This window comes from Tractidigestivibacter sp. (assembly GCF_050946515.1).
Taxonomy (GTDB): domain Bacteria; phylum Actinomycetota; class Coriobacteriia; order Coriobacteriales; family Atopobiaceae; genus Tractidigestivibacter.
On sequence record NZ_JBMNUX010000001.1, the window covers coordinates 241,851 to 256,548 of the forward strand.

A 14,698-nucleotide genomic window follows, 5' to 3' on the forward strand; every position below is an offset into this window, starting at 1 on the left:
CCCTACCCCCCGCAGCCAAGATCAACCACATGGCGCATCTCGTCGAGGCTCACCTGACGAAGCTCCACAGCGCCTATCCTAATTGGAACAACGAGGTTGACGCTGTCGCTGTGGCGCTTCTTGTCATGCGCTATGTAGCCCATGATGGTGTCGTGAGGCAGGTCGGTGTCGGTAGGGAGTCTGTAGGCGTCGACGCAGCTCACGATGCGGTCCGCCACATCCTGGCTGCACCAGCCAAGCCTAGCTGCGGCGCGGGCGACGCAGCAAAGCCCGCAGGCGACCGAAGAGCCGTGACCGAGCGTGAAGTTGCTGCCCGCCTCGATGGCATGGCCGATGGTATGTCCGAGGTTTAGGGTCTGCCGCACCCCGCTCTCTCGCTCGTCGGCATCAACCACGTCGCGCTTTATCTCGACGTTCCTGGCCACGATGCCCGCAAGCTTGTCTCTGCTGTAGCCCTGCTCCCAGACCGGCCGTTCGCCCAGCGTCTCGAAGAGAGCCTCGTCTGCAAGCACGCCATGCTTGATGAGCTCTCCGCAGGAATCACGAAGCAAGCCTTCGGGAACCGTGTCAAGGCAGTCGACGTCGGCGACGACGAGCGAGGGCTGCAAAAAGGCGCCGCAGAGGTTCTTTCCCGCTTTGAGGTCGACGGCCGTTTTTCCTCCGACTGAAGAGTCGACCATCGCCAACAGCGACGTCGGCACCTGCACAACCTGGATGCCGCGCAGGTACAGTGCGGCCGCAAGCCCGGCCATGTCTCCCGTCACGCCGCCGCCGACGGCGACGACGACGTCATCTCGCGTGAGCCCGGCAGATGCGATTTCCTCAAGGATGTCGCCAAGAGTCGAGAGGTTCTTGTTCCTCTCGCCGGCGGGAAACGTGACCTCGGCGGCCGGGAGGCCGGCGGCCTCGAGCGAGGCGGCAACTTTGGGCGCGTAGAGCGCGGCCACGGTGGAGTCGGAAACCACCGCCGCGCGGCCTGCCTTGGGGCAAACCTCCCTTGTACGGCTTCCGACGCCCGGAAGAAGGTCGCGTCCTACAAGCACCTGGTAGTTTCTTGACGCAGCGTGGACGTCGATAACGTGAGGCATGCTCATCGGCCCTCCGCCTCCCGCTTCAGGCGGTCTCCCTCGGCGAGCAGCTCCTCAAGCCGCCCCGCGTCGCGCGTGTCGATGGCCTCTTTGTAGGCAGCCAAGTTCTTGATGAGGGCTCCCAGCTCCGCGGAAAGATTGTCGGCGTTGTCGAGGAAGAGCTCCGTCCACATGGGTGCGTTCAGGCGCGCCACGCGGGTGAGGTCCTTGTAGGAGCCCGCCGAGAAGCCCTTGTGCTCCTGCGCCGTTGGGCTCTTGACGTACGCATTGGAGACTACGTGCGCGAGCTGCGAAGTGTAGGCGATCATGCGGTCGTGGTTCTCGGCGGTCGTGAGCGTGAAGCTGCCGAATCCGCAGGGTGCAAGCAGCGACTTCAGGCGCTCGAGAAGCTCAACGCGCTCGATGTCGTCATCCATGTCGGGCGGCACCACCACAAGCGGTGCGTTGTGGAACATGTTCGCTCGCGCATGGGCAAAGCCGGAGTACTGAGTGCCGGCCATCGGGTGGCAGCCCACGAACGTCCATGGGTAACCCTCAGCGATTTTGCCGCATTTCTCGCAGATTACGCGCTTGACGCCCACCGTGTCGATCACGATGGCGCCTGGCGAGACAAGCGGTGCCATCTCGGAGAGCCAGTCGATGCTCACCTGCGGGTAGCCTGCCAGGATGATGAGCTCGCAGGTAGGGATGATGTCGTCGGTAAGCTCGCCCTTGATGGTCTCTATCATGGCCATCTCGGTGACGGAGTGGGTGCGGTTCCAGCCATAGACCTCGCGTCCCGCTGACGCGAGCGCCTTCGCGAACGACCCGCCCATAAGGCCAAGTCCCACGATGCCGACGCGACCGGCGACGTAGGTCGGCTGGGCGCCTTCGCCCTTTGTGCCTGCAGGACGTGTATGGCCTGTTGGCTGTGCCATGCTACGCACCCACCTTTGTGACCTTGGTGGTGCCCTCGCCAAGCGTGGTCCCCGAGGTTTCGCCGTCGTTCAGGTCTGCCGTGATTGCCTCGCGGATCAGCGCTATGCGCTTCATGGCATCGGCAAACTGCGAGGGCGTGAGCGCCTGGGCGCCGTCCGACCATGCCTCGGAGGGATGGTCGTGGACCTCAATCTCAAGTCCGTCTGCTCCGGCGGCCGTTGCTGCGTAGGCAGCGGGGCGCACGTAGCGGGTGTAGCCCGTTGCGTGGCTTGGGTCGCCGACAATCGGCAGGTGCGAGAGGTGGTGCACTACGGGGATGGCATTCACGTCAAAGGTGTTTCTCGTGCGCGTCTCGAAGGTGCGTATGCCGCGCTCGCAGAGAATCACGTTGGGGTTGCCCTCGCTCATGATGTACTCAGCGGCCATGAGGAGCTCGTCGATGGTCCCAGACATGCCGCGCTTCAAAAGGACTGGGGTCTTGGTCTTGCCTACCTCCTTAAGAAGCGGGAAGTTTTGCGCGTTTCTCGCGCCAATCTGCATGACGTCGACGCCCTTGTCAAGGAAGAGCTGGACGTCGCGCGGGTCCATGACTTCGGTCACGACGGGCATGTCGAGCTCTCCGCCGGCCTCCATCAGAAGGTCGAGGCCCCTCTCGCCCATGCCCTGGTACGAATAGGGGCTGGTGCGGGGCTTGTAAGCACCGCCACGGAGCATGGTGGCTCCGGCTGCCTTGACGGCGCGGGCGATGCGGAAGAGGTTGTCGCCCTCGACGGAGCAAGGACCGGCCATCACCTGAAAGTTTCCGCCGCCGATCTTTATGCCATGGCCGCAATCGACAACTGTGTCCTCTGGGTGGAACTTGCGGTTTGCCTTCTTGAAGGGCTCGGAGACGCGCTGCACTCGCTCGATGATGTCCATGCTCTCGAGCAAGAACGGGTCGATTTGTGTTGTGTCACCGATGATGCCGACAATGGTCTCGTTGTCGCCCTTTGAGACGTTCGTTTTATAGCCGCGCCCCTCGATCCAACTGATAAAGTGGTCGAGCTGTTCAGGAGTTGCGGATTTCTTGACGACTGCGATCATTGCGGTTCCCCCTTTCATAGCCGCTAGCCATTCGAGCCCGATTCTGGCGAGCCCTAGGACAGCGACCTTGTAGTTGTTGGTCGGATTATGCTATCACTGCTTCCTGATTTGCTCTGGTTGACTTCCAAGGCGTTACACAGAGGTTAACTTTCCTTTCTGGTGGCTAATTGCCCGACTTTGCCTATAATCAAAGTCCCCTGGCCCCGTAGCTCAGTGGATTAGAGCGTTCGCCTCCGGAGCGAAAGGTCGTGGGTTCGAGCCCCACCGGGGTCACCATTCCAACTTGGCAGCAACTCTGCTCCCGCCCTCGCGCATCCTTGCCGCAGGGGCGGGAGCGGGCTTTTATTCCAGCGTCGGCGCGCTCTGTGACATGGCTCCGACAAGTGAAAACTGGATAGTTTGTCCGTCTTTCGAACGTCGCGTGCAATCCGGCTTTCAAGTGGGGAAGACTTACAATCAGACAAAACGCGGCACCCGATTTCGGCGAGAGGGGAGATGGATGTCAGAGGAGATAGAGCGCCCAAGCGGCGCAGGTCCCTCGAAGTCTGATCGCCTTGCAGGCGAGGAGGGCCTAAGCTCCTCTGAGGTCGCTGAGCGCGTCTCTCAGGGCAAGACAAACGCAAACACGGACGTCAAGACCAAGTCGATTTCGCAAATCCTCTCCGAGCACACCTTCACGCTCTTCAACGGAATAAACGTCGGACTTGCTGCGTGCGTGGCCATCACGGGGCAGTGGAGCAACATGCTCTTTATGGTGGTCGTCATCTGCAACCTCGTGGTCGGAGTGGTCCAAGAGATCCGCGCCAAGAGGTCGGTCGACCGGCTCTCCATCTTGACGCAAAAGCTTGTGCGCGTGCGACGTGACGGCAAGACGGTTCAGCTTCCCCCGTCCGAGATCGTGCTGGATGATGTGATCCTTCTGGCGCATGGCGAGCAGATCCCCGCCGACTCCATAGTGCTCTCCGGCACTGCGATGGTCGACGAGTCGCTGCTTACGGGCGAGGCTGACCTCATACCAAAGGCGGTGGGAGACGAGCTCCTGAGCGGCAGCTTTGTTGAGTCCGGCACGCTCGTGGCCCGTGTCGAGCGCGTTGGCGCCGACGGGTTCGCCGCTCGCATCAACGCCCAGGCAAAGACCTTCAAGCCGGTGGAGTCCGAGATCCTCGCGGCGCTCGATATGATCATCCGCGTGGGTACCTACCTGCTGTTTCCCCTTGGCATCTGCCTCTTCTTGCGGACCCTCTTCATGGACGGCTCTACGGTTAACGGCTCGATACTGACGGCCGTCGCCGCGGTTGTGGGAATGATTCCTCAGGGCTTGGTGCTTCTGACCTCGAGCGTCTTCGCAATTGCGACGACGCGGCTGGCCCATAGGCAGGTGCTCGTCCAGCAGACCTACTGCGTTGAGACCCTCGCGCGCGTCGACACGCTCTGCCTTGACAAGACGGGGACCATCACAACGGGAAAGATGGAGGTCTCTGGCGTCTTGCCGGCACGCGGCGCAACCGATAGCCAGCTCTGCTCCGCGCTTTCCTCCATCGTCCACGCGAACGAGGAGGATGCCAACGAGACGGGCTCGGCGATCCTTTCCTATCTCTCGTCTCAAGGCGTGCCGGCGCCAGATCCGCCTCGGCGCTCGGTCGCTTTCAGCTCTCGCCGCAAGTACTCGGGATGTGTCGACTCCTCTGGTCGCGCGCTCGTCATGGGCGCCGCTTCCTTTGTGCTTGAGGGGGAAGAGCTCGCGCGTGCGCAAGCAATGACGCAAATGCGCGATGGCTGCGAGCGCATCCTTGCCGTCTGCGAGGCTCCTGGCTTTCAAGACGACGGCGCTCTTCTGGGCGGAACTTCAGAGACGCGCCTTCTCGGAGTCGTAGTCATTCGCGACCAGATTCGTCCGACGGCGCCGCAAACCATCAAGTATTTTCTCGAGCAGGGCGTTGACCTGCGCGTTATCTCAGGCGACGACCCCCAAACGGCATCGGCCATCGCCGCCCGCGCGGGAGTCCCGCACGCCGAGGACTACGTTGACGCCTCGACCCTCGACACCCCCGAGAAGCTCTCCCAGGCTGCCAAGGAGTTCCATATCTTTGGTCGCGTGACGCCAGAGCAGAAGCGCGATCTTGTGCATGCCATGCAGGACATGGGGCATACCGTTGCCATGACCGGCGACGGCGTGAATGACGTGCTGGCCCTTCGCGCCGCAGACTGCTCCATCTCAGTGGCGTCCGGCTCCGCGGCCGCGCGAAACATCTCCGAGATCGTCCTTGCCGACGATGACTTCTCCCACATGCCCGAGGTCGTGGCGGAAGGACGCCGCTCCATCAACAACTTGCAGCGCTCCGCCTCGCTTTTCCTTGTGAAGACGGTCTATACGGCCGTGCTGGCGCTCGTGTGCATAGTCGCCCCGCCGTACCCATTCATCCCCATACAGATGTCGCTCATCTCCGCTGCCATCATCGGAGTGCCGTCTTTCGTGCTCGCCCTCGAGCCTAACCACGACCGCGTGAGCGGAGACTTTCTCGCCAACGTCCTTGCGCACTCGTTCCCCGCATCCGCCGCAATCGTGGTGAGCCTCGTTACGGCGCTCGTCGTCGAGCACCTCGGCTTCATGAGCTTTCAACAGACCTCGACGGTCTGCATGCTCTTGGTGACGATCGTGGGTGTCTGCCTCATCTGGCGCATTTCTCAGCCCCTCACGCCGCTTCGCAGGGCGCTTATCGCTGTAGTCATTGGCATTGTTGCCGTTGGGTGTACTGTTCTCTCGGAGCTGTTCATGGTGGCTCCCCTTACCCTTACTATGATTATCTTGATTGTCGTTGTGGGGGCGTTCTCGATCGTCCTCTTTAACAGGCTTTACGACTATTCTTTGCATGAACTTGACAGTGGCCGCCTTGCGCGGCTCGCCTCAAGAGCGGAGGAAGCATATGAGCACAGAAAAGAAGCAAGCCATCGCCGATAAGCTTTCGAGCGATCAGTTTGAGGCTGCCGTGATTTCCGCGCGCACCCCGGTTGAGCTTTCTGCCGGTGGTGTGACAAAGCTTGTCTACGACGTTTCGAAGATTCCTGGCGCGAGCAAGCTTCCGCGCGCTCTCGTGACGCTCCTCGAGAACGTCGTCCGCCGCGCCCCAAGCGATGAAGGGGCTGTCAAGCAGGCGCGAAGCGTTGTTCTGGCCGGACTTTCTGGCGAGCAGGGAGACGAGGTCGAGTTCATGCCCGCCCGCGTGCTCTTCCAGGACTTCACAGGAGTGCCCGTCTTCGTTGACTTTGCGGCCATGCGCGACGCAATCGTCGCGCGCGGCGGCGACCCCTCGCGCGTTAACCCGCACATCCCGTGCACGCTCGTCGTCGACCACTCGGTGATTGCGGACGTTGCGGGTCGCGATGACGCTTGCGAGAAGAACCAGCAGCTTGAGGCCGAGCGCAACCACGAGCGCTTCGCTTTCCTCAAGTGGGCCGGTCAGTCATTTGACAACGTGAACATCGTCGCTCCTGGAGGAGGCATTTGCCACCAGCTCAACATGGAGCGCTTCTGCGAGGTCGTGACAGAAGACGCGCTCGCTTCCCTTGGCAAGCCCGTCGCTTGCTACGACACGCTCGTCGGCACAGACTCCCATACGACCACGGCAAACGGCCTTGGCGTGATGGGCTGGGGCGTTGGCGGCATCGAGGCAGAGGCCGCGGCGCTCGGGCAGCCCATCTCTATGTTGGTGCCTCCGGTGGTCGAGCTTCGCCTTACGGGCGCGCTCAAGGATGGCGTCTCGGGCATGGATTTGGCGCTCACGGTCGCAAAGCTTATGCGCGAGGCCGGCGTCGTCGGCTGCCTTGTCGAGGTCACGGGACCTGGCGTCAAGAGCCTTACCGCCACGCAGCGCGCCTGCGTCGCTAACATGACGCCTGAATACGGCGCCACCACGACGCTCTTCCCGGTTGACGACGAGAGCGTGAGCTACCTTAGGCTTACCGGCCGCGAGGCCTCGAAGATTGCCTTCGCAAAGGCCTACCTTACGCTGCAGGGAACCTACGGCGAGACGAGCGGCCGCACCTATTCGCGCACCGTCGAGCTAGACCTTGCCTCTATCGAGCCTTGCCTGGCCGGCCCCTCCAAGCCTCACAACCAGGTGAGTATCGCAGGCCTTAAGGATCGCTTTGAGACCTCGGCAAAGGAGAGCGGTCGCGATCTCTCTCAGAGCTTCGACGTCCCATGCGCGGACGGCGCCACCCATTCGCTCAGGCACGGCGCCCTGGCCATCGCTGCCATCACCAGCTGCACCACAGCGACCGACCCTGCCATGATGGTCGCCGCCGGGCTTCTCGCCAAAAAGGCCGTCGAGAGGGGGCTTGCTCCCAAGCCTTGGGTCAAGAAGATATTGGCACCTGGCAGCCACGCCACCCAGCTCCTGCTTGAGCGCGCGGGCCTCACCGAGCCTCTGAAGAAACTCGGCTTCTATACCTGCGGCTTTGGCTGCATGTCCTGCATTGGCAACTCTGGCGCCATAGACCCCGCGCTTCGAGAGCGCTCTGACGAGATGGAGCTCACGAGCGTTCTTTCTGGCAACCGCAACTTCGACGGTCGAATTTCTCCCTACGTGAGCCAGAACTACCTCTGCCAGCCCGCCTACGTCGTGGCCTACTCTCTCGTTGGCACCATGGACGTCGACCTTGCGACTGAGCCGGTGGGCATAGGAACCGACGGCAATCCCGTGATGCTCTCGGAGCTTGTTCCGACCAACGCCGAGATCTCTTCGGTGCTCGACGAGGTCCTAACCCCCAACCTCTACGACGAGGGCGCCAAGGCTCTCGATCGGGGATCAAGTGCCTGGCAGGCAATAAAGTCCGAGAAGTCCGGCACCTTCCCATGGGATCCGGGCTCAACCTACGTTCGGCGCGCGCCCTACTTTGACCTCGCGCGCGAGCAGAGCGTCATCGAGGTCAAGGGTGCCCGCGTGCTTGCGCTCCTCGGCGACTTCGTGACGACAGACCACATCTCGCCGGCCGGCGCCATTGCCCCCGACTCTCCTGCGGCTCGCTACCTGACTGAGCGCGGCGTTCAGCCCAAGGACTTCAACACCTATGGCAGCCGCCGCGGAAACCACGAAGTCATGGCTCGTGGCACCTTCGCCAACGTAAAGCTTAGAAACGCGCTGGCGGATGGCAAGGTCGGCGGTTGGACGCGAGACTTCACCGACGGCAAAATCAAGCCCATCTTTGATGCGGCGGAGAGCTATCGAGCCGCAAACGTGCCGCTCGTGGTCGTTGCCGGCAAGCTCTACGGCTCTGGCTCCAGCCGCGACTGGGCAGGCAAGGGTCCGCTTCTGCTGGGAGTTCGCGCCGTCATCGCCGAGAGCTTCGAGCGGATCCATCGCTCCAACCTGGTGCAGATGGGCGTGCTGCCGCTACAGTTTGAGGAGGGGCAAAACGCGGAGTCTTTGGGGCTTAGCGGCTCTGAGGTCTTTGACATTGAGCCCGTGGACTTCTCTGGAGGGCTTCCTTCACCCAGAAAGGTGATGGTTACGGCCACCTCTCAAGACGGAACGAGCAAGCAGTTTGCCTGCGTGGTTCGCGTTGACACCCCCATGGAAGGCCGCTTTATTGCCAAGAGCGGCATTCTGCCCTTTGTTTTGGATGAGCTCATGTAGACTTGTGCTTTCCCGCCCCACGGCTACAATTGCGTCGATAAATGCTCTATCTCTACATGCGAGGCGATGGATTCGCACATGAAATGTCCCAACTGCGGCGCTAGCGTTCCTGAAGGAGCGCTGTGCTGCCCCGTCTGCCACTATGAGTTCGGGCTTACACAGAAGATCCCCGTTGCCAGCGCGCAATGGTGCCCCACGTGCGGGGCGCTCGTTGAGCCTGGCGCGGAGGTCTGTCCAAAATGCGGCTCTCCGCTTAAGGTGAAGCAGCCCGATCCGCCCATATCCAAAAGAATGCGCCACATGAAGGACCTCCCCATGGTGGAGGACGGCGACGACGACCAAGAAGATACCTCAGATACGCAGGTCATCCCGCGAATTGAGAGCGCCATCCCGTCAGAGAGCGGCCAAGACGCCGCAACGGTGAGGCATGACCGCATGCCGAGAACCCGCATGCTCTTGTTCGCTGGGGGAGTCGCGCTTGCCGTGGCGCTCTGCCTGGCCCTTCTCATTACCCATCCCTGGAACCCGAACCTCTACCAGACTCATGCGACGGAAGACGCCGACACGTCCATGTCGGGCTATCCGGGAAAGCTTGACTCCCTCACGGGCCAGGATTCAAGCGCGGCCACGACTGAGGCAGAGGTCCAGGCCGACGAGACCACGGACAGCGCTTACGAGGCCATCTCGTCCGCCTATGAGTCGCTGGGCGAATACGCAACCCAGATCGACGAGAGCTTCTCCCAGTTTGAGTCAGTCGGGTACACGGGCACCTTGCAGGAGCGCGAGGACGGACAGGCAACGGCATATCAGACGGCGACGGACCTTTCCAATCTGATTTCGCAGATCAACGAGCTCTCAGATGGCGATGGCGTCTACACGGATGACATTGCCAATCTTCAGACACTGGGCAACTGGCTGCGGAACCGCTCCGATGCCATCTGCGCCGCATGGGACGAGGCGGTCGAGCGGGGAGACTCCACGAGCTCATCGAGCTCCGTCCCCACGTCGCTCCAGCGCATTGGCTACTCCGATGGCACGGACAGCTACAAGACGCTCTTCGATGAGAACTACGAGAATTGGAAGCCGACGCAGAAAAGCCAATGAACGCTGAAGCGTCTTTGCGTCTGACGAATATGTGTTTGCGCCCTACTGCTGCTAGAATTACTTGGATGCACAGTCTGCGGGACTGAAAGCCCGCATTATAACGTTTGGACTTTTTTAGGAGGGGACATGGGTCTTTTTGGGTCTTTCTCGCTCTACACCCCCAAGTACAAGGTTGTCGGCGATGAGGTCGCTGTCTTTGACACCAGCAAGGGCACCATTCGCGTCAAGCTTGACGGAGAGGGCGCCCCTATCCATGTTGCTAACTTCTGCGAGCTTGCCGAGAAGGGCTTTTACGACGGGCTCACGTTTCACCGCTACGTCCCTGGCTTTGTGATCCAGGGAGGCGACCCTGCGGGCGATGGCACTGGTGGCCCTGGGTACTGCATCCACGAGGAGTTCACCACCAATCCTCGCAATAGCCATGTTGACGGAGCCCTCGCCATGGCGCGAGCCAGCAACCCAAATTCAGCGGGCTCTCAGTTCTACTTCTGCCTCGGTCCGCAGCATGCTCTCGATTCTGGCTATACGGTCTTTGGAACTACCATCGAGGGGATGGACACCATTGCCGCTCTTCGCAAGGGCGACATAATCAATTCGATTACGATTGAGCACACCGCGTAGGGTCTTGTTGGTGTGAGGTCTTTTTTGCTTTACTTGATAACGAGGGGGTCATTGTGAACCAACAAGCATTTGAGGCGGGCAAAGCTGCATACCAGCAAGGAGATTGGCTGGGCGCCGTGAGCAAGCTCTCTGACGCAAAGCTGCCGAGCGAAGTCTCCGGCAAGGTTGACCACATGCTGGGCAACGCCTACATGAAGCTTGGTCAGTACGCCTCTGCCGCGGCCTCCTATCAGTCGGCGCTTCTCGACCAGTCCTACGGCAAGGTCGGCGCGCTTTCGTGCAACCTTGGCCGTGCGCTTTTGGCGTCTGGCAAGCCAAGCGAGGCCATTGCGCCTCTGAACTCTGCGGTTGCCGACCGTACGTATCCCACTCCCTATAAGGCCTATATGGTCATGGGGTCTGCCTACGAGCGCCTCGGCGACGTGCGCAACGCTGGCATCGCCTACAGGAACGCCGCAATCGACGAGTCTAACCCCAACCCCTCGAAGGCGCTCTGCAACCTTGGGAGCTGCTTCATCAGGCTCGGCCGTCCGGTGGACGCTGTGGAGGCATACCGCACCGCGCTTGACTTCTCCACGCCGCTTCAGAACCAGAACCAGGTCTACTGCGACCTTGGTCTTGCCTACGTCGCCGCAAACCGCATGTCCGAGGCCGTCGACGCATTCAACCACGCGACGGCGGATGGCACGTTCCGGCTTTCTCCTGAGGCGCAGGCCTCTTATGACGCCGCTCGCAAGGCCATGGCGCAGATCGCAAGCAAGCGGCCGTCTGACACCGACGCCCTGCTCGCGGCTGCCGGCTACGGCGGCAGCTACGACCCGCTCGACCCAACGGGGGCCTCGGGGGAGCTCATGCCCTCTGCTGACGACACCGGGTTCTTCTCGGTTTCTGAGGAGGACCTCGTCGAGCAGGAGAAGAAGGAGCGCAAGGTTCGCCGCAAGCACAAGCATCGCGGTCTCAAGATCTTCCTGACGATCCTCATCATCCTCGTTATCATTGGCGGAGCCGGCGCATACGCTTACTATCGTGGCTATGGCTGGCCTACCCAGCAGACGGTCGTCGAGGAGCTCTTCAGCGCCAAGACGTCGGGCGGCGACATGTCTGCCTACATCTCTGACTCTGCTGCCGATGCCTCTGCTATCGAGAGCGCCATTCCGTCTTCTGCCAGCGTCACCGTCAATAGCGTTGACCAGAGCATGTCGAGCTCTACGGTCTATGTAACGGCAACGCTGTCCAGCGGCGGCACCCAGGACTTCACGATCACCATGGTCCGTGACGGCATCTCTTGGAAGGTCTCCGCAGTGTCGACGAGCGGCAGCTCTTCCAGCACTACCACGAATAGCTCCACCACCAGCTCAACAACTACGGGATCTACTTCCACTACCACGACGGGCTCGACCTCTGGCAGCACAACTACTGACAGCTCGTCATCAAGCTCCACTGAGGGTTAGAATCTAGCAACAAGACAGCGCTTCTGTCGATTGTTTTGCAGAAGCATGAGGGATAAGGAAGCCATGTCGATCTTCGACTCACTATTTGGCGAATATGGCGGAGACCTTGCCATTGACCTTGGCACGGCCAATACGCTCGTGGCTGTCCGCGGAGAGGGCATCGTCATCAACGAGCCCTCTGTTGTCGCTATCGACAAGAGCGAGAGTCGCGTGCTTGCCGTTGGCGCCGATGCAAAGCGCATGATTGGCCGCACTCCTGGCTCGATCATTGCGGAGCGGCCCTTGAAGGACGGCGTCATTGCTGACTTCGACGTCACCGAGGTCATGCTTCGCTACTTTATCGACAAAGCACGCGAGCGCCGCTACCCTTGGTCGCCCCGTCCACGCGTCGTCGTGTGCGTGCCATCTGGCGTCACGTCCGTCGAGAAGCGCGCCGTCTTCGAGGCCACCATCCAGGCGGGCGCCCGCCAGGCTTACCTGATCGAGGAGCCTATGGCGGCCGCCATTGGCGCTGACCTTCCTATCGAGGACCCGACGGGCTCTATGGTCGTCGATATTGGCGGCGGCACCACCGAGGTCGCTGTCATATCCATGGGCGGCATCGTCGTTTCACAGTCGATCCGCACTGCTGGCGACGAGTTTGACCAGACGATTCTCGAGCATGTGAGAAATGCCTACAACCTTTCCATTGGCGAGAGGACTGCCGAGGACATCAAAATCAAGGTTGGCTCCGCTGCGCCCCTGGCAGAGGAGCTCGACGTTGAGGTCAACGGCCGTGACGTTATGAGCGGCCTTCCCAAGACCGTCCGCATCGAGAGCGAGGAGATTCGCCGGGCGCTCGATCATCCGCTTGATGAGGTTACCAAGGCAGTCAAGGATGCTCTTGACGTCACCCCGCCTGACCTCGCTTCGGACCTGATGTACTACGGAATTCTCCTCACAGGCGGCGGCGGGCTACTCCGCGGTCTTGACCAGCGCCTTCGCGAGGAGACAGGCGTCCCCGTCAACGTCAGCCCAACAGCGCTTGAAAACGTCGTAACCGGATGTGCAAGAGTTCTTGAGGCCAATGCGCTGTCTGGCGGCTTCGTCCAGAGTACGGGTCAATAAGCGTGGCTCTCGGCAGCGGAAGCCGGGGCCAGCTGACTGGCCTTGGAAGCGGCAACAACCAATCTAGCGGCGGCGGGTCCCTTATCGTGTGCCTTGTTGTCTCGGTCGTGCTGTTCACCGTGAGCGTGCGCGGTGGAGACACGGGCATTATGGCGGGGGTTCGCGGCGCTTTTCAGACGGTGACGACGCCCGTTCGCTACATTGGCACCGTCGTGACCATGCCGTTCCAAGGCCTTTCGAACATATTTGCCAACCTGACGGCAGACCAAGCGACGCTCTCTGAGCTTCAGCAGGAGAACGACGAGCTTCGAACGAGAAATGCCGAGCTTGAGGAGGCGGAGCAGACTGCAACCCGCCTTCAGGAGCTTCTTGGCCTTCAGGACACCTACAACCTCCAGTCGACTGCAGCGCGCATCATCTCGGGCTCTACCGACTCGTGGAGCTCCACGGTCACCATCGACAAGGGGACGAGCTCTGGCCTGAGCGTTGGCATGCCAGTCACATCTTCCTCGGGCGTCATTGGGCAGATCATCGAGTGCAGCGCCACGACGTCGACGGTCAGGCTGATAACCGACGAGTCCTCCAGTGTTTCCGCAATGGTTCAGTCAAGCCGTGCGCAGGGGATGCTTAACGGCTCTGCCTCTGGCGAGGTCACGCTTGACCTCATAAGGACCGACCAGACCGTCGAGGTGGGCGACACTGTCGTCACGAGCGGTCTTGGCGGCGTATACCCCAAGGGCCTGCCCCTGGGCAAGGTCACGAGCGTCGAGAAGAACCCTGGGTCGATGTACTACACCATCGTTGTAGACACCTATGCCAGCGTCGAGAATTACGAGGAAGTCCTTGTGATCACGTCTCTTACCGAAGACCAGATATCGACATCAGAAGACGTCGCCGAGGCGGATGCTCAGGAGACGGGGACGTCCACCACCTCAACGGACACGAGCAGCACCGACTCTTCGAGCACCGACAGCTCTACCACCGACAGCTCGAGCACCACGGATTCGACTGACTCCACAAGCTCTACCGACACAACGTCGAGCAGCTCTTCGAGCACCGACTCAACAACCTCGAGCGACCAGTCAACCAGCGAGTAGGGAGGGGAGGAGCATGCAGATTGCCGATAAGAACAAAAGCCGCCATGACATCATCGCGCTTGCCATTATTTGTGGCGTGCTGCAGCTTGCGCTTGCTCCGAACATCGCCCTTGGCAACGGTCGGGCCAACTTTGCGCTGATCTTCACCTGCTGCATTGCGCTTCTCGTTGGCGGCAAGCCGGCCGTGCTTTCTGGCTTCTTTGCGGGGCTCTTCTTTGACCTTTCAACGACGGGACCCGTCGGGCTTATGGCTGGCATACTTTCCGTCGTTGGCTACTTCATGGGCTCAGAGGGAAGAAACCGCATTGTCGGTGACGCTGGCGCCTCGGTTCTGGAGGTCTCTGTCTACACCTTGATAGTCTCTGTTGTCTATCACCTCTTTATGCTCGTGGTGGGCGACGCCTCCTCTTTGCTTGACGTGCTCTTCTTGCGCTCGCTGCCCACGGCTGCGCTCACGATTCTTTTCTTCCTGCCGTTTGCCTGGTACTACTCACGCCAGAGCGCGAGCGGGCCAAGCCTTTCGGCTGGCGGCCGCGGCCGCCATGCGCGCAGAGGCCGTGGTTCTCGGTTCAATACGAAGGGCCTCTCGTAGA

At 61.1% G+C, this 14,698-nt stretch carries 11 protein-coding genes and 1 tRNA gene; 9 read left to right on the forward strand and 3 right to left on the reverse strand.

Features of this window, described 5'->3' with window-relative positions; genetic code table 11:
* Window positions 1-2: 2 nt before the first annotated feature.
* The 3 genes from aroB to aroF are packed head-to-tail and all read right to left on the reverse strand — an operon-like array spanning window position 3 to window position 3,089.
* Window positions 3-1,094 (reverse strand): 3-dehydroquinate synthase, encoded by a 1,092-nt coding sequence (gene aroB / locus ACOYJL_RS01010; RefSeq protein ID WP_433568334.1) that lies wholly within the window; start codon window positions 1,092-1,094, stop codon window positions 3-5.
* Window positions 1,091-2,005, reverse strand: coding sequence for a prephenate dehydrogenase (locus tag ACOYJL_RS01015; RefSeq protein ID WP_433568335.1), 915 nt, complete (start codon window positions 2,003-2,005; stop codon window positions 1,091-1,093). Before ACOYJL_RS01015 ends, aroB begins: the two co-directional genes overlap by 4 nt.
* Window position 2,006: 1 nt before the next feature.
* Window positions 2,007-3,089 (reverse strand): 3-deoxy-7-phosphoheptulonate synthase, encoded by a 1,083-nt coding sequence (gene aroF / locus ACOYJL_RS01020; protein WP_433568336.1) that lies wholly within the window; start codon window positions 3,087-3,089, stop codon window positions 2,007-2,009.
* A 199-nt stretch (window positions 3,090-3,288) separates the two neighbouring features.
* Between aroF and ACOYJL_RS01025 the strand changes: the two genes are divergently transcribed.
* The 9 genes from ACOYJL_RS01025 to mreD all read left to right on the forward strand — a co-directional run bounded on the left by ACOYJL_RS01025 (window position 3,289) and on the right by mreD (window position 14,697).
* A tRNA-Arg gene (locus ACOYJL_RS01025) sits at window positions 3,289-3,365 on the forward strand.
* 223 nt (window positions 3,366-3,588) lie between these two features.
* A complete protein-coding gene (locus tag ACOYJL_RS01030) occupies window positions 3,589-6,048 on the forward strand; it encodes an HAD-IC family P-type ATPase (RefSeq protein WP_433568337.1) in 2,460 nt (819 codons plus the stop codon).
* Complete coding sequence (acnA, locus tag ACOYJL_RS01035) at window positions 6,014-8,725, forward strand: aconitate hydratase AcnA (protein WP_433568338.1); 2,712 nt, start codon at window positions 6,014-6,016, stop codon at window positions 8,723-8,725. Before ACOYJL_RS01030 ends, acnA begins: the two co-directional genes overlap by 35 nt.
* A 78-nt stretch (window positions 8,726-8,803) precedes the next feature.
* Entirely contained in the window at window positions 8,804-9,829 is a 1,026-nt protein-coding gene (locus tag ACOYJL_RS01040) for a zinc ribbon domain-containing protein (RefSeq protein ID WP_433568339.1), read from the forward strand.
* 126 nt (window positions 9,830-9,955) lie between these two features.
* Window positions 9,956-10,450 (forward strand): peptidylprolyl isomerase, encoded by a 495-nt coding sequence (locus ACOYJL_RS01045; protein WP_433568340.1) that lies wholly within the window; start codon window positions 9,956-9,958, stop codon window positions 10,448-10,450.
* Window positions 10,451-10,503: 53 nt separating this feature from the next.
* Window positions 10,504-11,901 carry a tetratricopeptide repeat protein gene (locus tag ACOYJL_RS01050; protein ID WP_433568341.1) on the forward strand — a complete coding sequence of 466 codons (1,398 nt, stop codon included), beginning with the start codon at window positions 10,504-10,506 and terminating at the stop codon, window positions 11,899-11,901.
* 63 nt (window positions 11,902-11,964) lie between these two features.
* Entirely contained in the window at window positions 11,965-13,008 is a 1,044-nt protein-coding gene (locus ACOYJL_RS01055; protein WP_433568342.1) for a rod shape-determining protein, read from the forward strand.
* A gap of 2 nt (window positions 13,009-13,010) precedes the next feature.
* Entirely contained in the window at window positions 13,011-14,105 is a 1,095-nt protein-coding gene (mreC, locus tag ACOYJL_RS01060; RefSeq protein WP_433568343.1) for a rod shape-determining protein MreC, read from the forward strand.
* 13 nt (window positions 14,106-14,118) lie between these two features.
* Window positions 14,119-14,697 carry a rod shape-determining protein MreD gene (gene mreD, locus ACOYJL_RS01065; protein WP_433568344.1) on the forward strand — a complete coding sequence of 193 codons (579 nt, stop codon included), beginning with the start codon at window positions 14,119-14,121 and terminating at the stop codon, window positions 14,695-14,697.
* Window position 14,698: the final 1 nt, after the last annotated feature.